This window comes from Rhodanobacter fulvus Jip2 (assembly GCF_000264315.1).
Taxonomy (GTDB): Bacteria; Pseudomonadota; Gammaproteobacteria; order Xanthomonadales; family Rhodanobacteraceae; genus Rhodanobacter; species Rhodanobacter fulvus.
Genome location: NZ_AJXU01000016.1, coordinates 1 through 24,132, shown reverse-complemented (window position 1 = coordinate 24,132; position 24,132 = coordinate 1). Strand labels below are relative to the sequence as shown.

Genomic DNA, 24,132 nt, shown 5'->3' with positions numbered 1-24,132 from the left:
GCAAGGGGAAAGGCCGTGGTAGCGAAGAACGCGAACGTGAGCTGGCGCGCGCCGGCGCCGGTACCGCCGGCGTATGCGGCGGTGCTGGAGCGCGCGATGCAGGCACATCAGGCGCGTGATCTGGACACCGCCGAGCGTCTGTACGGCGAAGTGCTTGAGCTGCGCGCGGCGCAACCGGATGCGCTGCATTACCTGGGCGTGCTGATGCATCAGCGGGACCGCAGCGATGAGGCCGTCCGGCTGATCCAGGCCGCGCTGAAGATCACGCCGAAGCACCCCGATGCCCACAACAACCTGGGCAACATCCACAAGGAGTGCGGTCGCCTGGCCGAGGCCGAAGCCTGCTACCGGCGCGCGCTGGAGTGCGGCCCCACGCATTACAACGCGCTCAGCAACTTGGCTTTCGTGCTGGAGGTGCAGGAGCGGCCCGACGAAGCATTCGAGACATATGCCCGACTGCTGCGCGAGGCTCCCACGTTTGCCCACGGGCAGTACATGACGGGCCTGTTCCTGCGCAATTACGCGCAGAACGTGGAACACGTCGAACAGTCGATCGAATGTTTTCGCGAGGCGTACCGGCTGGACGCGCGCAACGTGCGCGCGCTGGAAGGGCTGGGTGTTTCGCTGTACACGCTTGGACGCCACGACGAGGCCAGGGAGGTCTACCGCGACTGGCTCCAGCGCGAGCCGGACAACCCGATACCGCGCCACATGCTGGCGGCCACGGGCGGTGCCGATATCCCGCCGCGTGCGGACGAGGCCTACGTGCGCAACGTGTTCGACGGCTTTGCCGACAGCTTTGACGAGCAATTGCTGAAGAACCTCGACTACCGCGCTCCCGAGGTACTGGCCGACGCCGTGGGTGAGGTATTGCCCGCCGCTGATGGCAGCCTCGACGTGCTCGACGCCGGCTGCGGCACGGGCCTGTGCGCGCCGTTGCTGCGCGCACGCGCACGCACGCTGGTTGGCGTGGACCTTTCCGGCGGCATGATCGAAAAAGCGCGTGCCCGCGGTGGCTACGATGAGCTGGTGGTGGCGGAGCTCACGGCGTATCTGCAGGAGCACCCCGCGGCCTACGACGTGGTGATCTCGGCCGATACGCTGATCTATTTCGGTGACCTGGCCCCGGTGCTGGAAGCGGCTCACAGCGCTCTGCGGCCCGGTGGCTGGCTGACGTTCACGCTGGAAGTGCTGGAGGGCGAGGGCGATCGTTACGAGTTGTCATCCAGCGGGCGGTACCGGCATACACACGATCACACGCAGGCGGTTGTCGAGGCCGCGGGCTTCGAGCACATCACGATCGGCATGGACATGCTGCGCAAGGAGCACGGCAAGATCGTATCGGGTTGGGTGGTGCTGGCACGGCGAGGGGGGAATGACATGCGCTGATGCGGATTCCGCATCGGCATCGGTGACGACCCACTGCACCGTACGTTGTTCGGCGCGCACAGATTTCCCCGGAGACGCGACACATGGCACACGCGATTACCCTTTCCACTGATCTCGGCGACAAGCTGCTGTTCAAGCGCATGGCGGCCACCGAGCAGCTCGGGCAGTTGTTCCGTTATCGCGTGGAGATGATCAGCCGCGATGAAAAGGTGGATCTGCGCAAGCTGCTGGGTACGCCGATGACGGTGACGCTGAAAGCCGAAGACGGCTATGCGCGCCATTTCAACGGCATCGTCTGCGAGGCGGGCCAGACCGGCTTCGAGACCATCGATGACGTGCGCTATGCCACCTACAGCGCCACCCTGGTGCCCAAACCCTGGTTGCTGACGCGCAAGATCGACTGTCGCATCTACAGCAAGATGAGCGTGCCCGAGATCATCAGCGCCGTGCTGGGCGAGATCGGCTACGCGGACATCAAGAAGAGCCTCAGCGGCAATTACGCCAAGCGCGACTATTGCGTGCAATACCGCGAGGACGACTTCAGCTTCATCAGCCGATTGATGGAGCAGGAAGGCATCTACTACTACTTCACGCATGCCGCCGGCACGCACACCATGGTGCTGGCCGATGCGCTGGGCGCGCACCAGCGCACTTCCGGTTTCGAAAAAATTCCGTATTGCCCGGTGGAACAGCGGGGGCCGTTCGCGCCGGCCTCGATCACGGCCTGGAGCTCGCTGCAAACGGTGAACTCGCTGAAATTCCAGCTCACCGATTACGACCCGTTGAACCCCAAGACCTCGCTGTTGGGTACCGGCACGGTCAGCGGCGACCATCACAATCTCTCCGGGCTGGACGTCTTCGACTACCCCGGCAGCCATGTCCTGGCCGACAAGGGCCAGCACTATGCGCAGGTGCGGGCCGAGGCCATGAACGTGCCGCATGCGCTGGCAAAGGGTGCCACCGATGCCTGCGGCATGAGCGTTGGCGCGCTGTTCGAGATGCAGGACTTTCCGCGCGCGGAGCTGAATCGCGAATACCTGCTGACCTCCACGGAAATAAAGCTGGAACACCCCGACTACGTGTCCGCGGGCGATGGCGCCGTGGTGGAACCGTTCCGCTGCAGCTTCGAGGCCATCGCCAGCAGCCAGCCCTTCCGCAGCCCGCAGACCACACCAAGGCCGCGCATCGTGGGCCTGCAGACGGCCATCGTCACCGGCAGCGAAACCGACGAGGACATCGCGGTCGACAAGTACGGTCGCGTGCAGGTGACGTTCCACTGGAACAAGCCGGACAAGGACAAGGCGCAAAGCTCCTGTCCGGTGCGGGTGGCGTCGCCATGGGCGGGCAAGACCTGGGGCGCGGTGAACATCCCGCGCGTGGGGCAGGAAGTGGTGGTGAGTTTTCTCGAGGGCGATCCGGACCGGCCGCTGATCATCGGCAGTGTCTACAACAGCGACAACATGCCGCCGTACGCGCTGCCGGACAACAAGACCCAGAGCGGCATCAAGAGCCGCAGCCTCAACGGCGTGGCGGCGGACGCCAACGAGCTGCGTTTCGAGGACAAGAAGGGCAGCGAGGATTTCTTCATCCACGCGCAGAAGGACATGCACGAGGAGGTGGAGAACGATCACGTGGTGGCGATCGACCACGACGAAACCATCACCATCAAGAACGACCAGACCCTCACCGTGAAGCACGACCAGACGGAAGGCGTCGACAACGACCGCAGGCACACGGTGGGCAACAACGACACCCTGGACGTGAAGCAGAACGGCACCACCACCATCGGGCAGAAATTCAAGCTGGAGGCGGGCAGCGAGATCGAGCTGGTCACCGGCTCGTCCAGCATCGTGATGAAAAGCTCGGGCGAGATCCAGATTAAGGGCATCAACATCACCATTACCGGCAACAGCTCGGTGAAGGTGAATGGCCAGACATCCGTGGCGATCAAGTCGGGGGCCACCATGGACATTGGCGCGGGCGCCAGCCTGAAGATGAAGGCCGACGGCATGCTGGACGTCTCCAGCAGCGCGATGACCACGGTCAAGGGCACCAAGCTGACCCTGACCGGTGACGGGATGGCGCAGTTGTCCGGCGGCATCATCATGATTGGTTGAGCAGGGGGAATCGTCGACATGTCAGCGGTAATGCAAGCATCCACCGAGATGGAACTGTCCGAGCCGTCCAGCGCGCGGCTGCGCGCGGACATGGCGCCGCTGGCGGCCGTGCAGTTGCTGATCGATGCGGGCGAGACACCCGAGGCGCTGAAGCTGCTGGCGCGGTTGCTGCCCAAGCGCTACGCCGTGGCCTGGCTGTGCCAGTGCGCCCGCGATCAGCCGTTGTCGATGGAGGACAAGGCGGGTGCCGCGCTGGCCGAAGCGTGGGTGCGCGATCCGGACGAGCCGCGCCGACGTGCCGCGCTGGATTTCGCCAGCGCGGGCGAGTACCGCTCGTTGGGCGCGTGGATCGCGGCATCGGCGGGATGGTCGGGCGGCAGCCTGGCACCGGCCACGCAGGAGGCCGCCGTGCCGCCGGCCGACCACCTCACCGCGCGCGCCGTGGTGGCCTCCATCAACCTGATGGCGGCGCTGGATATCGAACAGTTCACCGAGCGTCGCAACGGCTTCATCGAACGGGCTATGGTGCTGTTGGGCAACGGGGTGGGGACGCGACATGACTGAGTACATGCTGCGCGGCAGCGCGCGGCAGCCGGCGGTCGCGCCGGCATGGTGTGCCGCCATTCAACAGGAGTGCCGCGGACAGGTTGCCGCGGCGCCGATTTTTTTCGAGGTGATTTGATCGTGTCGACCCCACAGACATTGCTGCTTGCCGTGATCGGACACCAGGCAGCGCAATTCGGCAGCCGCAGCCAGAAGGCGTTCGAAGGGCGCGACGGCAGCATCGGTCGATCCGAGGATTGCGACTGGGTGTTGAGTTCGTCCGGCGTTTCGCGCGTGCACGCGATGATCCGCTGCCTCAACGGCATCTATTTCATCGAGGACCGCAGCACCAACGGCATGCTGCTCAACGGCCGTCCGCTGATCAAGGGCGACCCGTCCGCGCTGAAGGAAGGCGATCGCCTGCAGATCGACACCTTCGAGGTCAGCGTGAGCCTGCAGAGCGGGAATGCGGAGACCATCTTCGCGCCCTCGACGCCGATGGCCGCCGCTCCCGCACCGATCGCCAGCGACCCGCTGGATTTCGGCCTGCTCGATCTCGGCGCGCCCGCCGCGTCGTCGCCCGGCGATCTGCTGGGCGACAGCCTGATCCCCGGCAGCGGCCAGGGCGATGCGGGCGTGTTTCTCGATCCGCTGAGTTTTCTCGATGCGCCGCCGGCGTCGTCGCCGCTGATCCCCGAGACGCCGGCAAGCAGTGCCGGCTCCGACTGGAACCAGAACGTCGGCCTGGAGGATCACTTCCGCCCACCCACCACCACCGGCCAGCGCCAGGCGCTGCCGGAGAACTGGGACCTGACCATGGGCGATTTCGCGCCCAGGTCGCCGGCAGCCAGTCCTGCACCCGTACCCGTGGCGGCGGCCGCACCGATCGCGCCTGCACCCGCACCGTTGGCAGCAACGCCCGCGCCCGCGACGGCCATGCCGCCGGAGCTCGAGCAGATTTTCCAGATCGTGATCGACGGCGTGATGGATGTGTTGCGCGCGCGCGCGGAGATCAAGAACACCTTCCGGCTGCCGGTCACGATCATCCAGCGCTCGGAAAACAACCCGCTGAAATTCGCGCCCACCGCCGAAGAAGCCATGCAGAAAATCATGGCGCCGTCGAACACGGCTTTCCTGTCCGGCTCGGCGGCGTTCCAGGATGCGTTCGACGACATCCGCTGCCATCAGATGGCGATGCTGGCAGGCGTGCGCGCGGGCTTCGATTCGTTGATGGCGCACTTCAACCCCGAACGGTTCGAGCACGAGGTCGATGGCGGCAAGCGCTCCGCGTTCGGCGGCAAGGGCAAGTATTGGGAAAAGTACCAGGACAACTTCGAAGGCCTGATGAAAGACCCCGACGAATGTTTCCGGCGGCTGTTCGGCGACGAGTTTGCTCGCGCCTATGAAGAACAACTGTCGCGGCTGAAATCGGCGCGACGGGCCAGCCATTCGTCACCGCGCTGAGCACGCATGTAACGAGCGTCGCAGCACGACAGCGACGAAAGAGAAGGGGCAGGGGTAGCGGTACGACAGCAATGAATGCGCCCGCATCGATCCGTCGATGCGGGCGGGCAACGTCCGGCGGCAGCGCCGGCATGGTTCACCAAGATGGGCGGAAGTGAAGCGATGACGCAGAACAACAAGGTGGTTTGGAGCGAAGGCCTGTTTTTGCGGCCCCAGCACATGCAGCAGCAGGAGCGCTACCTGGAGCGCCTGGTGGAGCTGCGCGCCGGCGCCCTGCGCCCCTACACCTGGGGTTTCACCGAACTGGAGCTGGAGGCCGACCTGCTGGCGATCGGCAAGCTGGGCATTCGCAGCGCCCGCGGCACCTTCCCCGACGGCACGCCGTTCTCGATGCCCAACGACGACCCCCTGCCACCGGCACTGGAAGTCGATGCGAACTGGCGCGACCAGACCGTGTTCCTCACCCTGCCGCTGCGCTCGCCCACGCAGCCGGACAGCGGCCGGCCCGAAGCGCCGGCGGAGAAATTGTTCCGCTTCCGCGTGCGCGAAACCGAGGTGCGCGATGCCTCCGGCAGCGTCGATGGCCTGACCCCGCTGGAAGTCGGCGGCATGAGCAGCCGGCTGTTGCCGCAGTCGCAACCGATGGAAGGGCTGACCCACATCCCGCTGGCGCGCATCGTGGAGTGCCGCGCCGATCGGCGCGTGGTGCTGGACGACGCATTCATGCCCACCGCGCAGAGTTGCCGCGCGGTACCGCGGCTGGTGACCTTCCTCACCGAATTGCTGGGCCTGCTGCACCAGCGTGGCGAGGCGCTGGCCGCGCGGGTGGCATTGACCGACCGTGGCGGCGCGGCGGAAATCGCCGACTTCCTGCTGCTGCAAGTGGTGAACCGGTTCCAGCCGTTGATCGCGCACCTGGCCGAATCGCCGTCGCTGCACCCGGAGGATTTCTACCGCACCCTGGTCGGCATGGCCGGCGAGCTGGCCACGTTCACGGCGCCGGGCAAGCGTCCCGCCGCGTTTCCGCCGTACCGCCATGAACTGCTGCGCGAGAGCTTCGAGCCGGTGATAAGCGCACTGCGCACCAGCCTCAGCGCGGTGATGGAGCAGACCGCCACGCCGATCCCGCTGCAGCAGCGCAAGTTCGGCGTGTGGGTGGCGGTGGTGCCGGACCTGACCTTGCTCGATACGGCCGCCTTCGTGCTGGCGGCCAAGGCCGACATGAAGTCCGAGGACCTGCGCCGGCAACTGCCCGCGCAATCGAAAATCGGCCCGGTCGAGAAGATCCGCGACCTGGTCAACCTGCAACTGCCCGGCATCGCGGTGGCGCCGATGCCGGTGGCGCCGCGGCAGATTCCGTACAACGCCGGCTATCTGTATTTCGAGTTCGACAAGCACTCGCCCATGTGGCGTCCGCTGAAAACCTCGGGCGGCATCGCGTTCCATTTCGGCGACGAGTTCGCCGGTCTCGACCTGCAACTGTGGGCCATCAGGGGCTGATCACATGAACAACGGCAACGGGCCCATTGACGACGATCCCATGCGCGACGCCACCGTGGTGCGGCCGCGCTCGGCCACGCCCACGGCGGCGCCTCCTTCCGCGGTGCCGGCACCATCGTTGGCGCGCGGGCCGGCGCCGCGTATCGACCAGGCCAGTGCGGCGGAAATCAGCGAGTTTCTTGGCGGCGGCATGAACCCGCTGGTGCAGACCGCCAGCGCGCTGTTGCTGCTGGCGGTGCAATTGCGCCTGAGTGCCTCGCAGCCCGATGCCGCGCACCTGCGTGAGCAGGTGATCGCCCAGGTGCGCAAATTCGAAAGCCACGCGCAGGCGGCCGGCATCCCCGCGCAGACCGCGGTGGCCGCACGCTACGTGCTGTGCGCGATGCTGGACGAATCGGTGTTGAACGCGCCGTGGGGTGAGCACAGCGGCTGGGCGCAGAAGACGCTGCTGGTGACGTTCCACGGCGAGTCGTACGGCGGCGCCAAGTTCTTCCAGATCCTGGAGCGCCTGTGCGCGGATTTCGCCAAGCACGTGGACCTGATCGAGCTGATGTACATCTGCCTGGCGCTGGGTTTCGGCGGCCGCTACCAGATCGAGTCCGGTGGGCGCGCCAAGCTCGCCGAGATTCAGGAGGACCTGTACCGCCGGATCAAGGCGCAGCGTGCGCCGGCCGCGGAAGAGCTGGCGCCGCATTGGCGCGGCGTCGAGGATCGCCGCAACCCGCTGGTGCGCTACGTGCCGCTGTGGGTGATCGCGGCAGCGGCGGCGGTGCTGCTGCTGGCGGGCTTCGTGTATTTCTATTCGCGCCTCAATGATCTGTCGGCGCCGGCCAGCGGCCAGATTGCACAGATCGGCCTGGAGAGTGCCACGCCGCCGGATACCGCGCGGCTGAACCAGACGCAGCCCAGGCCCGCGCGGCCCACGCTGAAGCAGTTGCTGGCGCCGCAGGAAAAAGCCGGCGAGTTGAGCATCATCGACCGCGACGATGGCCAGGAACTGCTGCGCTTGAGCGCGCCGTCGATGTTCGCCTCCGGCGGCACCGAGGTGAGTGCGGGGCAGTTGCCGCTGCTGCACACTATCACCAAGGCGTTGAACCAGGTGCCGGGCCGCGTGATCGTGGTGGGCCATACCGACGACCAGCCAATCCACTCGCTGAAGTTCAAGGACAACTTCGCGCTGTCGGCGGCGCGCGCCCGTTCGGTGCTGCAGATCCTCAGCCAGGGCATCGACAACGCCGGGCGGCTGGAATCCAGCGGCGCCGGCGCGTCGAAACCGATCGCGCTGCCGCCCGATCTTCCGGCCAATCGCACGCGCAACCGCCGCGTCGAAATCATCTACATCCCCGAGGGTTGAGCGAGTGAGCAAGCTGATGACGTTGTTTAGGACCGGCTGGTTCATCACCCTCGTCGGGATCGTGTTGCTGTCGGTGCTGATCTGGCTGGGCGGCCCGTACCTGGGCCTGGGCGATTCGCAGCCGCTGGCCAGCCCGATCACGCGGCTGGTGCTGATCGTGCTGATCGTGGTGGTGTGGGTGGTGTGCCTGCAGGTGCAGCAGTTGCGCGTGCGCAGCAAGACCAAGCAGATGTCCGGCGACCTGGCCGGGCAGGGCGCGCAGGACGCGGGCGACGACCGCAGCACGGCCGAGCGCGCGCAGTTGCAGGGGCGCTTCCAGGAGGCGATCGACACCTTGCGCAAGACCCGTCGCGGCGGCAGCAACCTGTACACCTTGCCGTGGTACGTGGTGATCGGTCCGCCGGGATCGGGCAAGAGCACGCTGCTGCAGAATTCCGGCCTCAACTTTCCGTTGTCCGACCGCTTCGGCAAGGAAGCGCTGCGCGGCATCGGCGGCACCCGCAACTGCGACTGGTGGTTTACCGACGAAGCGGTGTTTCTCGACACCGCCGGCCGCTACACCACGCAGGATTCCGACCGCGGCGCCGACGCGTCGGCGTGGACGGAGTTTCTGAAGCTGCTGCGCAAATACCGCAAGCGGCGGCCGATCAACGGCGTGATCATCGCCATGAGCATGTCCGACCTGCTGGTGCTGGACGAGACCGGCCGGCACGAGCACGTGCAGGCGATCCGGCGCCGGCTGGACGAGCTGGTGGAGCAACTGCGCATCGGCGTGCCGGTGTACCTGGTGTTCACCAAGTGCGACCTGATCGCCGGCTTCACCGAGTTCTTCGACGACCTCAACCCGCAGCTGCGCAGCCAGGTGTGGGGCATGTCGTTCCCGGTCGGCAAGACCGTGGACGGCAGCGCCGCACACAGCTTCGCCGACGAGTTCGGCTTGCTGCTGGACCGGCTCAACACGCGCATCCTGGACCGCCTGCACACCGAGCGTGACCGGGCGCGGCGTGCGGCGATCCTGTCGTTCCCGCAGCAACTGGGCGCACTGCGCGAGATCGCGCAGCAGTTCGTGGAGGGCGTGTTCAGCGGGCACAAGTACGGCACGCCGTTGTTGCTGCGCGGCGTCTATCTCACCTCGGGTACGCAGGAAGGCACGCCGATCGATCGCATGATGGGCGCGGTGGCGCGCACCTTCGGCGTGGATGCGGCGCAGGTGCATACGCCGGGCGCCCAGCGGCGCACGTTCTTCGTGGAGAGATTGCTGAAGGATGTGCTGTTCAAGGAGTCGGGCTTTGCCGGTACCAACCCGAAACTGGAGCGGCAGAAGATCCTGCTGCAGGCCGCTTCGTATGTCGGCGTGCTGCTGCTGACGCTGCTGCTGTTCGCAGGCTTCACCACCAGCTACGGCCGCAACAAGGCGTACCTCGCGCAGGTGCAGACCTCGCTGCAAGGCTATCCGGCCGACAGCGATCCTTCGTCCGCCACCACCCAGAAAGCCTATTTCGCGATGGCGCTGGAGCGGCTGGAGGCGCTGTCCGCGGTGCAGGACACGGCGCGCAAATACCAGGGCGACGTGCCGCTGCTGATGCGCTTCGGCCTGTACCAGGGGCATGCCGTGGGTGACGAGGTGCACGATGCCTACATCCGCGAGCTCAACGGCGTGCTGCTGCCGGGCGTGGCGTCGCAGTTCCGCAGCGGGCTCACCGGCAGCGCCAGCGATCCGCAGGCGTTGTACTACTACCTCAAGGGCTATCTGATGCTGGGCGAGCCCGAGCACCAGGATGCCGATGAGCTGATCGCGCTGACCGACATCGAGTGGCGCAAGATCTTCCCCAGCGATCCGGTGCTGCAGAAGGCGTTGTCCAAACACTTCCAGGCATTGGTCGCCGAACCGGGGCGGCTGCATCCGCTGACGCTCGACAGCGCCCTGGTGGAGCAGGCGCGCAGCACGCTGCGCACGGCGGATTTGTCCACGCTGATCTACGGCAGCCTCAAGCTGTCCGCCACCGGCGCGGACCATCCGCCGCTGCGGCTGGACAAGGAACTGGGCCTGCTCGGCAACGTGTTCCGGCGCAAGAGCGGTGCGGCGTTGTCCGAGCCGTTGCCGGCGCTGTTCACCCAGCCGATGTTCGCCGACGAGGCCGGCAAGGGTATCGAGCAGGCGGTGAAGCAGTTCGCGGCGGACGACTGGGTGTTCGGCGGCAGCAAGATCGACGCGATCGAACGGGCGCGCCTCGTGCAGCAGGTGCTGGCGCTGTACCAGCAGGACTACATCAAGACCTGGGACGCGCTGCTCGATGACCTGGAGCTGCAGCCGATCAGCAGCATCCAGGATGCCAGCGCGATCGCGGCCAAGTTGTCCGGCCCCAGCTCCCCGCTGAAATCCCTGCTGCAGGTGGTGCGCGATAACACCCACGACATGCTGCGCGCGCCGCCGGCCAGCGCGGCCGAAAGCGCGGCGGCGCTGGCCGAGAAGGCGGCGGCGAAGAAGGCCACGCAGAGTGCGTTGTCGCGTGCGCTGGCCAACGCCAACGGCGCGCCCGCCGCTGACGCCGGCGAGAAGCCGGGGACGGCGATCAGCGAGCATTTCGACACGCTCAACAAGCTCACCGATGGCGCGCCGGGCGCCGCGCCGATCGACCGCACGCTGAGCGTGCTCGACCAGCTCAGCAAGACCTTGCTGACCATGACCGACTTCAGCAGCGCGGCCGGCCAACCCAATCCGCAGTTGCTGATGGCGCAGCAGGAAGCGGCGCAGTTGCCACCTCCGGTATCGGGCTGGGTCAACGCGCTGACCGGCAAGAGCCAGGCGCTGGTGGCCAGCGGCACCAAGGGCGCGCTGGGCGACCAGTTCCAGCAGGCGGTGGGCAACGATTGCGCCGATTTCATCAAGGGCCGCTATCCGTTCGCGCCCAATGGACGCTCGGAAATCCCGCTGCAGAACTTCGGCGAGCTGTTCGGCAACGGCGGGCGTTTCGACACGTTCAACAAGCAGACGCTGGCCAAGCTGGTCGATGCCAGCGGTCGCAACTGGCAATGGAAAACCGGTCCCGGCGCGGTCGCCGGCCCGCCCGGCGTGCTGCAGCAGGCGCAGGCCGCCGACGATATCCGCCAGATGTATTTCCGCGGCGGCAACCTGCCCGAGGTGGACTTCACCATCCTGGCGCCCACGCTGGATCCGGCCATCGGCAAACTGGTGATCGACATCGACGGGCAGAAGTACGAATACCAGCCCGGCGGCGCCACCAGCGCCGCGATGAAATGGCCGGGACCGCAGCCGGGCAGCGTCACCATCGCCGCCTACGACACCGCCGGCACGCTGATCAGCTCGTTCGACTACCAGGGCGACTGGGCGTTCTTCCGCGCGCTGCAGGCGGCGAATCTGCAGAAACAGTCGGACCTGCGTTTCCTGGCCAGCTTCAACTTTGGCGGCCGCGTGGCCAAGGTGACCTTGCAGGCCAGCAATCTGCGCAACCCGTTCCTGAATACCGAGGTACAGCGCTTCCGGTGCGGAGGCTGAGCGCATGCCGAATCCGACAGGGGCAGGATTCTTCGGCAAGCTTCCCGGGGTAGGGGATTTCGTGCAGCGGCGCCTGCCGGTGCGTTTCGTCGACTGCTGGGACCAGCATTTCGAGCACGCGGTGGACGCAGCCCGCGGTGTGCTGGGCAACGATTGGCCGGCGGTGTATCACGCCAGTCCGACCTGGCGTTTCGCGATGCCCGCCGGCATCTGCGGGGATTCGGCGTGGGTCGGGGTGTTGGGGCCGGCCAGCGATCGGGTGGGGCGTTGTTTCCCGATGGTGATCGCCGCGCCCTTGAATCGAAGCGAAGCGGTGACGCAGGCGCTGCTTCAGGGTGACCACTGGTTCGACACGCTGGCGCGCGTGCATGCGCGCGCGCAGGCCGACCCGTCGATCCACGCCGAGGCCTTCGATGGCCTGGTGGCCGATGTGGCCGGCCCCGGCGGTGGCGACCCGATTGCCGCGCCACAACCGCCGCAGCCGCTGGACTGGCGCAGCGCCAGTCACTGGCGTTTCCCGCTGGCGCAAGGCGCCGCGGGGGCGGCGCAACTGGCCGGCTTGTGGTCGCAACTGGCGTCTGCTGGCGACTGGTGCCTGTGGTGGACGGCGGGCGCGGCGCGTGTGCCGCCCACGCTGCTGGCCACGCGCGGCCTGCCGCAGCCGGCGGCCTATGCCGCGTTTCTCGATGCGGCGCACGCGGGTGCGCCGTGGCAGTCGGCGGGCGATTTCGGTCACCGTGCCGATGCGGAAACCACGCAGAACCGGCGCATCGCGTTTCCGTCGGCGCCCGCGATCGAGGTGGCCGCCGCGCCGGCCGTCGCCGCACCGCGAACCCTGTTGCCCGACGATCTTTCCGAACTCTTCGCTGACCTGATCGTGCCCCCGGCGCCGGACGAGCTGCCCAGCCACCTGGGCGATGTGCTGGAGGATGGCCCGGTCCGCTATCGCGCCGATGCGGCGCTGACCCTGGTCGCGGTCGATGACGGCTTGCGCGATCCACGCCGGCAGGCGGCCGCCGTCGCGCATGCGCTGGTCGATGAGCTGGATGTCGCGGAACTGGCGGGCGGCGTCGGTGTATTGCGCCAGCGCCTGCTGGCGTCGCATGCGCCGCTGCGTCGACGCGGCGAGGACCTGCTCGATCCGGTCAGCGAGGACGCCGCCGTGGTGGCCGCGCAGCTGAATCACCGGCACGCCGCCGTGTTGCGCATCGGCAGTGCCGGCGTGTGGCACTACCGCCACGGCCAGCTGCACGCGCTGTTCGCCGCCGGCGAAGCGGCGGATGACGGCAGCCTCGGCCATGGCGGCGAATTCGACGATTTGCTGTTCAGCCGCGTCACCGCCGCCGCGCCCGGGCTGGGTGCCGCGAGCGATCCCGTTTGCGAGGAAGCGGCCTGCACCGTGGCCACCGGCGACCGCCTGTTGCTGATGGCAACGCAGGCGCTGGTGCAACTTCCGCTGGAACTGCTGGCCGAGGCGCTGGCACTGCCTTCCATCGACGGCGCGCGCGCGCGCATCGCCGCCGCGGCCGGTTTCCGGTCGCCCGCGGTCCACTGGCCACTGGCCATCATCGAGATCACGCCATGACGATGCGCCATCAATCCGCCGGCTATACCGTGACCGGCAAGATCCGCAAGCACAACGAGGACGCGATCCTGGTGCGCGAGGATGTCGGCCTGTGGGTGGTGGCCGATGGCATGGGCGGCCATTCGGCCGGCGATTACGCCAGCGCGATGATCATCGAACGGCTGGGCGCGCTGCCCCGGCCGGGCAGCGTGTACGACTTCATCGAATCGATCGAGGACGCGCTGGTGCAGGTCAATACCGACCTGATACGCACCGCGGTGACCCGCGGGGTGGACATCATCGGCTCCACCGTCGTGGTGCTGGTGCACGACCGCGATTTCATGTTGTGCGGCTGGGTCGGCGACAGCCGCGTGTACTGCTTCGAGGAAGGACGCCTGCGGCAGATCACCAGCGACCACGTGCACGGCATGAAGGAGGACGTCACCCAGTTCGGCAGCGCCTCGGTGCAGCCGCAACCCGGCGCCGGCGCGCTGACCCGCGCCGTGGGCGCCGAGGATCACCTGTTTGTCGACTGGGTCGTGGCCGGCAGCCGCCCCGGCATGCAGTTCGTGCTGTGCTCGGACGGCATCAACAAGGAAATGTCCGATGCCGAGATCGACGCCGAATGCGGCCGCCAGCTGGCCCCGTCCGAACTGGCCGCGCGATTGATGGCATTGGCCACCGGCCGCGCCGCCCGCGACAACATTTCCGCCGTCACCGTACGGCTCCAGGATTGACGAAGACGCATCCATGAATTCCCTTGCTGAACTGATCGCCGCCTACCAGGCCGGCACGCTGAAACTGCTGGCGTTGTTCAACGCCGTGGCGGCGCGTGGCCCGCAGGCGGAGGATGACCACCGCGCCGAGATCGCGCTGGTCGAAACGATGGAAGCGGAGGGCACGCTGGAAGCGGACATCGCCCGCGCGCTGGTGGCCAAATTGGCCAAACTGCAGGCGCCGCCGGCGGTCGCCGAGGCCGAGGCCAACGACGACGCCACGGTGATCAAGCCCGCCTTGCAGAATCGTCCCGTGGCCGACGACGCCACCGTGGTGCAGCCTGCCTCGCGCCCCACCGCCGCGCCGCCGCATGACGACGCCACCGTGGTGAAGCCGGCGTCGTGGACGCCGCCGCAGGACAACCAATCCACCGGCACGCAGGGTCGCACCGGCACCGGCACCGGCACGCACTCCAACAGCACCTTCAACGCCGACACCTGGCAGCGCGTGGCCGATGCCGAAGGCGGCGACTACGCCACCGTGGGCATGTTGCTCAAGGGCCGCTTCCACCTGGAGCGCGAGATCGGCCGCGGCGGCATGGGCGTGGTGTTCCTGGCACGCGACGAGCGCAAGGTGGAGGCGCGCGACCGCGATCCGTACGTGGCGGTGAAGGTGTTGAACGACGAGTTCCGCCGCCACCCCGATTCGCTGATCTCGCTGCAGCGCGAATCGCGCCGCTCGCAGTCGCTGGCGCACGACAACATCGTGCGCGTCTACGACTTCGACAAGGACCGCACCATCGTCTTCATGACGATGGAATACATCGACGGCAGCGACTTGAAAACGCTGATCCGCGAGCGCGCCTACAACGGCCTGCCGCTGGCCGAGGTGCGCCCGCTGATCGAAGGCATGGCGTGGGCGCTGAAGCGCGCGCACGCCGCCGGCGTGGTGCATTCGGACTTCAAGCCCGGCAACGTCATGGTCACCCGCGACGGCGTGCCCAAGGTGTTCGACTTCGGCATCGCCCGCGCCGGCAAGCACATGGGCGACGCGGTGGGCGAACAGACCGTGTTCGACGCCGGCACGCTGGGCGCGCTGACCCCGGCCTACGCCAGCCTGGAGATGATCCGCGGCGCCGAGCCTGCACCCACCGACGACATCTACGCGCTGGGTTGCGTGGTGTTCGAGCTGCTCACCGGCAAGCATCCGTTCGACAAGGTCAGCGCCGAGGTGGCGCTGAAGGAAGGCCGCAAGCCGCCGCCGGTGCCGGGCCTCAGCCGGCGCCAGTACAAGACTCTTTGCGACGCCATCGCGTTCCACGGCGAGCAGCGGCTGAAGAGCGCCAGCGACCTCATCGAAGGCCTGCGCGAGGTGGGCTGGCGCGAACGGCTGGGGCCCTATCTGGCCTATGGCGGCGCGGCTGCCGTGTTGCTGGCCGCCGGCGGCTGGGGGTTCGCGCGCTACCTGCACGAGCAGCAGGTGCGCGGCGTGATCGCCGGCTTCACCGTGACCGACCCGCAGCACTACCTCAACGAGGATCAGGCGCTGAAGGCGTTCGACCGCCTCGGCGACGATGACCGCCTGCGCATCGTGGCCGACCAGGGCGATGCGATCCAGAATTTCCTGCTGAGTCGCGTCGATGCGTACTGGAACCCCGACCAGGGCCGTTACGCCTACGCCCGCGCGCTGCATGTGTTCGCGCTGCGCGACAAGCTCAAGCTGTATTCGCCCGCGCTCGACCTGAAGCGCAACGCGATCGAGGAGCAGAAGAACGCCCTGCTGAACACGCTCGACACGCAGCTGACCCAGCGCATCGACAAGGGCGCGATCTTCGAGGACCAGCCCGACAGCGCAGTGGCCACGCTGAAGCAGATCCGCGCCATCGACCCCGACAGCAGCCTGCTGAAGAACGGCGAGCTGGAGTTGAAGTACGACAGCGCCATCGGCCAGTCGCTGGCGGCGGGTCGGCTCGACGAAGCCGGCGCGCGGCTGAAACTGGCCAGCCAGTTGTTCCCCAGCTCGGTGCGGTTGCAGCGACGCGAAGCGCAACTGGCCAGCCTGAGCCAGGCCGCCATCGCCGCCGCCGCACCGACGACCAGCCATGTCGCGCAAACCGTGCCGCAGGCCCGCCAGGCGCTGGCCGATCTGCTGGCCAAGCCGACCATGGATGGCAAATGGCAGGCCGCCGTGGCTGACGCGATGCTCACGCTGAAGGGCGACAGCGCCGCCGAAACCACCCGTCTGGTCACTGCACTGGCCGATGCCATCGCGACCGAAACCGGCCGCCAGTCGGACCCGTTGCATCTGGCCCGGGCCAGCGAGCTGGTGGCGTTCGGCCTGCGTTATGCGCCGGATTCCAAATCGCTGCTGGCGCAGCGCGATCGCATCGATGCGCTTGTGCATCAACAGCAGGCGCAGCTGGATCAGGAAAGCGTGGCGGCCGAGGTCACCTCGCGCATCGAATCGCTGAAGCGCGCGGCAGCGGCCGGGGATACGGCCAAGGCGCAGGAGTCGCTGGCACGGGTCCAGGCCTTGCAGCCGGACAACGCCTTCCTCAAACACGACGGCCCGCAGCTGGTGGCCGATGCCTACCTCGGCAAGGCGCGCGAGGCGTTCCGCAAGGGGCGCGACACCACTACCGCGTCGGTGCTGGCGCAGGCCACGCAGGCGCTGGGCGATCGCGCCGATCTGCGCCATGCCAGCACCCGCTACGCGTTGGCGTCCGGCTTGATCAAGGCGCGCGGCAAGGCCGTCGCCGCGGCCGACTACCAGCGCCTCAGCGGCCAGCTGGCCGAGCTGCGTCGCGTCGATGCCGATGGCCTCGATCAGCTGGAAGCCGACATGAAACTGCGCGGCCAGCTGCCCGAGGGCAGCCTGTCGCGCGCGCTCGACGCCTTGAAGACGGGTGCCGGCGCGCCGTCACCGATCGCCACGCCCGGACCCGCCGTAGTCGCGGCACCCACGCCGGCACCGACCGCCGCGACGCCCGTCGCCCCGACCCGGAATGGCACCAGGCCGGCGACCGCCACGGTCAAGCCGGCAGCACCCGGTCAAGCGGCCGCGGCGCAGGGATCGGCACCTGCCGGCGCCGATCCCTGCGGCCAGCCGGCGCTGGTGGGGCAGGGGCGCAGTTGCTTCGACCCGATCGCCGGCAAGCGCGGCCCCAGCCTGGTGGTGGTCAGCGGTGTGGGCGGCGGCAAGCCTTACGCAATCTCGCGCACCGAAATCACCGTCAACGAGTTCAACCGTTACTGCGCGGCTACCGGCAAGTGCGCGGCCATCGCGGTGGCCGACCGCGAGAGCGGCGTGCTGCCGGTCAGCAACATCACGCTGGCCCAGGCGCGCGCCTATGCCGCCTGGCTGGGCAGTGCCAGCGGCTACGTCTATCGCCTGCCCACCGATGCCGAGTGGATGCATGCGGCGCAGGCGGATGCGGGCTGGAAGCAGGCGCCTGACAGCAACTGCGTACCGCCCGGCGCCATTGGCGGTGATGGCTCCGGCGGACCGATCTCGGCCCGCGGGCGCGGGCCCAATCCGTGGGGCCTGGTCAACCTGACCGGCAATGTGTGGGAATGGGTGAGCAGCGGCGGCAGCGCCATGGTGCGCGGCGGCAGCTACACCAGCTACTGGTCCGACTGCACCGTGGCCAGCCATCGCCAGGACAGCGGTGCGGCCGCGAAAGACGTGGGTTTCCGGATTGTCAGGGAATTGAAATGACCGAGCAGGAACGAAAAGCCAACCAGGATCTGCATGCGCTCGACGAGGCGCACCGGCTGGGGCGGATCACCCGTGAGGAATACCGCGCGCGCCGCCGCCGGGTGCTCGGTGCCCTGTGCGACAGCAACGGGGTCACCGCGCGCAACGCCATCACGCCGCCACCGGCCAGCGCCCGGCGGCAGGCGGCCGATACCACCGCACCCGGCGAGGCGTTGAACATGCTGTTTCCGGCGCGCTCGGGCCAGACCCGGAAATACCTGATCGCGCTGGTGGTGGTGGCGGTGATCTGCGCGCTGCTGCTTTACGGGTTGTTGCACGGCAAATGATGTAGTGCGGCTTGATGCTGCGGCGCCACAACGGCGGTTGATCAAATTTTCCGCCATTTGACGCATTAGCAGAAAACGGCCCGGGTGTACCACGAGGGCATGGCAGTTTCTGGTCGTCAGGCTGCCACGATCAACGATTGCAAGGGGAATGTCGTGCGGATTGCTTGCCTGGCAGGGGCGTTGGCGCTGGCCTTGAGCGGCACGGTGCTGGCGCAGGAAACGACGGCGCCGCCGGCCGCCGCGCCGGAGAACGGCGCGAGCGCGGCAACCCCGGACATGGCCGCGCCGCAGATCCTGATCAGCGGCATCGCCCCCGGCGACGCGGCCGCGGCCGGCGCCGCGCAGCAGGCCATCGATGTCGAATACAACAATGCCCTGGCCGCCGCCGGCGGTGCCACCACGCTCAGCCCCGCGCAATGGCAAGCGGTTGCCGACAAGGTGACCGCGGCGCTGCAGCAGGCCGGTTATCCCGACGCCCGCGCCTATCTGGCCACCCAACTGGTGGCGTTCCGTCCGCACGTGTCGGCCGCGGTGGCGCAAACCACTCCCGTGACCCCCGCGGCGCCGGCAGACAACGTGGTGCCGCCGGTGCGTGACCGCGAAACCGACGCGGCCGTGTCGCAACAGATCGCCGTGCGCGGCTTCCGTGTGGAGGGCGTCGGCAATCACCCGGACACCGACATCACCCCGGCCTCGATCCAGGCATTGGCCGATGCCCAGTTCAAGGCATTGGGCGGCGATGCGACGACGCCGGCCCAACTGGATTTCACCCAGCTGCAGGAGGTGGCCGACAAGATCACCGCGCGCTACCGCAATGCCGGTTTCATCGTGGCCACGGCGTTCCTGCCCGCGCAGACGGTGGGCGACGACAAGCTCATCGAGATCAAGGTGCTGGAAGGCACCATCGGCAAGATCATCGTCAAGGGCACCAAGCACTATCGCCCCGGCGTGATCGCCGCGCCGGCGGAGAAACTGCGTGGCAAGCCGTTGCGCAAGAGCGCCGTCGACACCGCACTGCTTTACGACCGCGACCTGCCCGGCGTGTCGGTGACCTCCACCTTCCAGCCCGGCTCGAAGACCGGCGAAACCGACCTGGTGATGGTGGCGCGCGAGGCGAAACGGCCGTTCACCTTCACCACCGGCGTCAACAATTACGGCAACGAATTGACCGGCCGCTACCGTGCGCAACTGGGCGCCACCTGGTTGAGCCCGCTGGGCATCGGCGACAGCCTGGCGGCGAACGTCGACTACGCCTTCAACCCGCGCAACAACGTCTACGGCTCGCTGGTCTATCGCGCGCCCACCGTGGTGGTGCCGGGCCTCACCGCCGTGATCGGCGCCACCCGCAGCGCGATGCAGATCAACACCGGCAGCTTCACCGCGCTGGGCGTGAAAGGCCCCAGTTCGTTGTATTTCGGCGGGGCGGACTGGGCCTTCGTCAACACCGATACGCTGAAACTGCAGGGCACGCTGCGTTACATCAAGGAGCAATCCAGACTCAGCACCGTCGGCATGACGTTGTCCGACCAGCGCTTCGACGTGGCCGAGCTCGGCTTCGGCATGAACCACACCGACCAGCGTTTCCACGGCATCGACCTGCTGCAGCTGGCCGTGCGCAAGTCGGTGAAGGATCGCTCGCGCCAGCCGGACCTGGTCAGCCCGGATCACGCCAGCAGCTTCCTCAGCGCCAAGCTTTCCTACACCCGCCTGCAGTTTCTTACCGACCGGCAGCGGTTGTATTTCAAGCTGGCCGGCCAGTTCAGCAACGATGCGCTGGTGCCGCTGGAGCAGTTCGGACTGGGTGGTCCCGACAGCGTGCGCGCCTACCCGATCTCCGAGGGTCTGGCCGACCGCGGCTATTACAGCTCGCTGGAATACCACGTCGACGCGCCCGGCTTCGGCGACAAGGTGTCGCCGTTCTACGGCCGGCCATGGCGCGAGCTGCTGGAGTTCGAGGCCTTCGTCGATTACGGCAAGGGCTACCCGGCGGGCGCGAATCGCCGCAACAACACCCGCTCGGTCACCCTCAACGGTATCGGCGCGGGGCTGATTTTCCGCTTGCCCCAGTTCCATCAGTTCGAGTTCCACCTCGACGGTTCCGTACCGACGAGTCGGCAGCGCGCATCCGACGACAACGGCTACCACATCTATTCGCGCTTCGGCTTCACGTTTTGACGGGTGACACCATGAACAACACTATCGACGCGAAGACCCGCGGCGCACACGCCGCCACCCTGCCGCCGCATGCCGGCCGGCTGCGGCGAAAACTGTTGCCGGTAAGCCTGTCGCTGCTGCTGGTCGCCCCATTCGTGTTTGGCGGTGAAGCGATGGCCGCCGCCGTGGGTGCCGCCACCGGCCCCACCGGCGGCACCGTGGTGGGCGGCATCGGCAGCATCACGCAGAACGGCGCCAACACCGTCATCAACCAGAACTCGGCCAAGCTGGCGCTGGACTGGCAGACCTTCAACGTGGGCAAGGACGCGTCGGTGAAGTTCAACCAGCCGTCGTTCACGGCGGTGGCGCTGAATCGCATCCTGGACCAGAACCCCAGCCAGATCTTCGGCCACATCAGTTCCAACGGCCAGGTGTTCCTGATCAACACCCACGGCATCATCTTCGGTGCCAGCGCGCAGATGAACGTGGGCGGCCTGATGGCCAGCACGCTCGACCTCACGCCCAAGGATTTCCTCGCCAGCCGCTACAACCTGGACGCGCACGGCGCCAACGCCGGCATCGTCAACCACGGCCTGATCAAGGCCGCCAGCGGCGGTTCGGTGAGCCTGGTCGGCGGCAGCGTCGCCAACGACGGCGTGATCCTGGCCAACTACGGCCGCATCAACCTCGACGGCGCCGATCGCGCCGTGCTGGATTTCGACGGCAACGGACTGATCAACATCCAGGTCACCGGCGAGCTGAAGCAGCGGCTGGACAGCGGCGCGGCGGCGGTGGTCAACAAGGGCACGCTGAAGGCCGACAGCGGCACCGTGGTACTGCAGGCATCCGCCGCGAAAGACCTGTTCACCAACCTGGTCAACAACAGCGGCGTGATCGACGCCGGCGGCATCAGCACGCAGGGGGGTGTGGTGCGGCTGGTGGCCAGCGGTGGTGATGTCCAGGACAGCGGTGCCATCAACGTATCCGGCGTGCAAGGCGGCAGCGTGCAATTGCTGTCGGATCGGAATGTCAGTGTTACCGGCAGCATCGATGCCTCCGGACGCGACGGCGGCGGCCGCATTCGCCTGGGTGGCGGCTACCAAGGCGGCGAAGGGCTGCAAGCCGCGGCGGTGACGTACGTCGGGCCGGATGCACGCCTGAATGCGGACGCGCTGGAGTCCGGCGACGGTGGTTCGGTGGTGCTGTGGTCGAACACCGCGACCGGCTTCAAGGGCAACATCAGCGCACGCGGCGGCGCGGCTGACGGCAACGGCGGCATGGCCGAAGTTTCCAGCAGCGGCTACCTGGCATTCGATGGCTCCGCCGACCTGCGCGCGCCGCACGGCGCATGGGGCACGCTGCTGCTGGATCCAAACGACATCACCATCAGTGATGGTCTCGATGACAACCCGGTGGCCCCGGGTGGCTTCGATGCCAGTGGCGTTTTCACGCCAGGGGATGCGACCTCCGACTCCACCATCAACACCGCGACCATCGTCACCCAGCTGGACAGCAGTGACGTCAGCATCAAGACGACCGACGGCAATATCACCGTCGTCAACGGCTTCACCTACGCCGGTGACAACGACCGCACATTGACGCTGGATGCATTCGGCACGCTGACATTCAAAGACGGTGCGATCATCAAGTCCACCGGAGGAACCGGCGGCACGCACACGCTCGGCGGCGTTCTGACAGGAACGAATGGTGTCGTTCTTGAAGGCGGTTCCAGTTTCATCACCAACGGTGGTGATCTGGCCATCAGCGGTCGCACGTTCTTGCTGGATGGTGTGCTTGATGCTGGTGTCGGTACGGTCACGCTGAATTCGACCGATGCCATCAGCCAGGCAGCTGTTGGCGTCATCACCGCCGGCACGCTGACCGGCAGCTCGACCGGCGACACCACGCTCAGCGGCGCCAATGCCATCGGCTCCCTGGGCGATTTCACGGCGGCGAATTTCACCCTGAACAATGCAACGGCGCTGACCCTCGACGGCGCGCTGGAAGCGGGTGTCGCGGCCGGCAGCGATCCCGTCGTCGACCCGGAAACTGCCGGCAACATCACCGTGACCTCGGCCGGCGCCATCACCCAGGGAGCGGGCGGAACGTTCAACACCCACGGTGGCAATATCGCGCTCACCGGCAGCGCGCTGACGCTGGGCGCGGTGGATGCGAGCAGCACTAGCTCGACGCCCAATACGGCAGGCGACATCAGCCTGACAGCGACCGGCGGCGACTTGTCGCTGGGTGATGCGGTCACAGGCAACGTCGTGACACTGAAGGCGTCCAACGTGGCGACGCCAGCTACCCTGCAGTCGATCGGCGGCAGTGGCGTCATCACGGCGGCCACCCTGACCGGCAGCTCGACCGGCGACACCACGCTCAGCGGCGCCAATGCCATCGGCTCCCTGGGTGACTTCACGGCAGCGAATTTCACCCTGAACAACACTGCGGCGCTGACCCTCGACGGCGCGCTGGAAGCGGGTGTCGCGGCCGGCAGCGATCCCGTCCTCGACCCGGAAACTGCCGGCAACATCACCGTGACCTCGGCCGGCGCCATCACCCAGGGCGCGGGCGGAACGTTCAACACCCACGGCGGCAATATCGCGCTCACCGGCAGCGCGCTGACGCTGGGCGTGGTGGATGCGAGCAGCAGCAGTTCGACGCCCAATACGGCAGGCGACATCAACCTGACCACGACCGGCGGCGACCTGTCGCTGGGTGATGCGGTCACGGGCAACGTCGTGACACTGAAGGTGTCCAACGTGGCCACGCCAGCCACCCTGCAGTCGATCGGCGGCAGTGGCGTCATCACCGCCGCGACCCTGACCGGCAGCTCGACCGGCGATACCACGCTCGACGGCGCCAATGCCATCGGCACGCTGGGCGACTTCACGGCAGCGAACTTCGCGCTGACCAACAACGGCGACATTAGCCAGAGCGGCTCACTCACGGTGACTGGCGCATCGAGTTTCGATGCGGGCGCCCATGCCATCACGCTCGGCAACACCGGCAACCATTTCACCGGCGCGGTGAGCCTCGCCAACAGCGGCACCAGCAGCGTGCTGCTGAACAACGGCACCCATGCGCTGGTGCTCGGCGACGTGCAGGTGGGCAGCGGCACGTTGGCGGTGACCGGTACCGGTATCACCCAGGCGGTGGGCAGCGCGGTCACCCAGGCAGCGGGTGCCGATACGGCATCGTTCAATGCCGGGGCGGGCGTGCTTCAACTGGGCAACAGCAATACCTTCACCGGCGCCGTGAGCCTCAACAACAGTGGTGCCTACAACGTGACGCTGGATAACGGCACCCACGCGTTGACGTTGGGCACGTCCACGCTGGGCAGCGGCACTTTCAGCCTTGAAGGCACTGGGGCGACGACCCTGGCGGGCACCCTCACCACCAGCGGCGGCGCAATCAGCCTGGCCGGTCCGGTGACGTTGGGTGCGGCCACCACCGGCATCGACACCACTGGTGGCGGCAATGTGGCGGCAGGTGCGGCCATCACCTTCGGCGGAGCGGTGAACGGTGTTTCTACCCTGACGTTGAATGCCGGCGCCGGGGGCGCGGTCGCGCTGGACGGAGCGGTAGGCAGTACGACGGCCTTGACCGGTCTCACCGTCACGGCGGGCAGCTTCAGTGCGCAGGCATTGAACATCGACGGCGACCTGAACGTGACCACCTCGGCGGGCGACATCGCACAGGGTGACGCGTTCACGGTCACGGGTGCATCGAGTTTCGACGCGGGTGCGCATGCCATCACGCTCGGC

Annotated in this window: 13 protein-coding genes; all 13 read left to right on the top strand. The window is 67.5% G+C overall.

Annotation, left to right across the window (positions count from 1 at the left end; translation table 11 throughout):
* Window positions 1–96 precede the first annotated feature (96 nt).
* Entirely contained in the window at window positions 97–1,389 is a 1,293-nt protein-coding gene (locus UU9_RS03535; protein ID WP_050982371.1) for a tetratricopeptide repeat protein, read from the top strand.
* 83 nt (window positions 1,390–1,472) lie between these two features.
* Window positions 1,473–3,506, top strand: coding sequence for a type VI secretion system Vgr family protein (locus UU9_RS03530; RefSeq protein WP_007080342.1), 2,034 nt, complete (start codon window positions 1,473–1,475; stop codon window positions 3,504–3,506).
* A gap of 18 nt (window positions 3,507–3,524) precedes the next feature.
* Complete coding sequence (locus tag UU9_RS03525) at window positions 3,525–4,070, top strand: DUF6931 family protein (RefSeq protein WP_040670160.1); 546 nt, start codon at window positions 3,525–3,527, stop codon at window positions 4,068–4,070.
* A 120-nt stretch (window positions 4,071–4,190) separates the two neighbouring features.
* The gene (gene tagH / locus UU9_RS03520) at window positions 4,191–5,513 is read left to right on the top strand and encodes a type VI secretion system-associated FHA domain protein TagH (RefSeq protein ID WP_040670166.1); all 1,323 of its coding nucleotides are present in this window, start codon (window positions 4,191–4,193) and stop codon (window positions 5,511–5,513) included.
* 162 nt (window positions 5,514–5,675) lie between these two features.
* Window positions 5,676–7,013, top strand: coding sequence for a type VI secretion system baseplate subunit TssK (gene tssK / locus UU9_RS03515; RefSeq protein WP_007080339.1), 1,338 nt, complete (start codon window positions 5,676–5,678; stop codon window positions 7,011–7,013).
* A 40-nt stretch (window positions 7,014–7,053) separates the two neighbouring features.
* Complete coding sequence (gene icmH, locus UU9_RS03510; protein ID WP_202799796.1) at window positions 7,054–8,367, top strand: type IVB secretion system protein IcmH/DotU; 1,314 nt, start codon at window positions 7,054–7,056, stop codon at window positions 8,365–8,367.
* Window positions 8,368–8,383: 16 nt separating this feature from the next.
* Entirely contained in the window at window positions 8,384–11,884 is a 3,501-nt protein-coding gene (gene tssM / locus UU9_RS03505; protein WP_040670165.1) for a type VI secretion system membrane subunit TssM, read from the top strand.
* A 4-nt stretch (window positions 11,885–11,888) separates the two neighbouring features.
* The gene (gene tagF / locus UU9_RS17225) at window positions 11,889–13,469 is read left to right on the top strand and encodes a type VI secretion system-associated protein TagF (protein ID WP_083838908.1); all 1,581 of its coding nucleotides are present in this window, start codon (window positions 11,889–11,891) and stop codon (window positions 13,467–13,469) included.
* On the top strand, window positions 13,466–14,185 hold the full coding sequence (locus UU9_RS03495) for a PP2C family protein-serine/threonine phosphatase (RefSeq protein ID WP_007080335.1): 720 nt from the start codon (window positions 13,466–13,468) through the stop codon (window positions 14,183–14,185). Before tagF ends, UU9_RS03495 begins: the two co-directional genes overlap by 4 nt.
* Before the next feature lie 13 nt (window positions 14,186–14,198).
* Entirely contained in the window at window positions 14,199–17,882 is a 3,684-nt protein-coding gene (locus UU9_RS03490) for a bifunctional serine/threonine-protein kinase/formylglycine-generating enzyme family protein (RefSeq protein ID WP_007080334.1), read from the top strand.
* Window positions 17,879–18,208 carry a hypothetical protein gene (locus UU9_RS03485; RefSeq protein WP_007080333.1) on the top strand — a complete coding sequence of 110 codons (330 nt, stop codon included), beginning with the start codon at window positions 17,879–17,881 and terminating at the stop codon, window positions 18,206–18,208. The genes UU9_RS03490 and UU9_RS03485 overlap by 4 nt, the downstream gene beginning before the upstream one ends.
* Before the next feature lie 159 nt (window positions 18,209–18,367).
* Window positions 18,368–20,383, top strand: a complete 2,016-nt coding sequence (locus tag UU9_RS03480; protein WP_237710202.1) for a ShlB/FhaC/HecB family hemolysin secretion/activation protein — start codon at window positions 18,368–18,370, stop codon at window positions 20,381–20,383.
* Between the two features lie 11 nt (window positions 20,384–20,394).
* A partial coding sequence (locus tag UU9_RS03475; protein ID WP_007080331.1) for a beta strand repeat-containing protein occupies window positions 20,395–24,132 on the top strand: 3,738 nt, incomplete at its 3' end.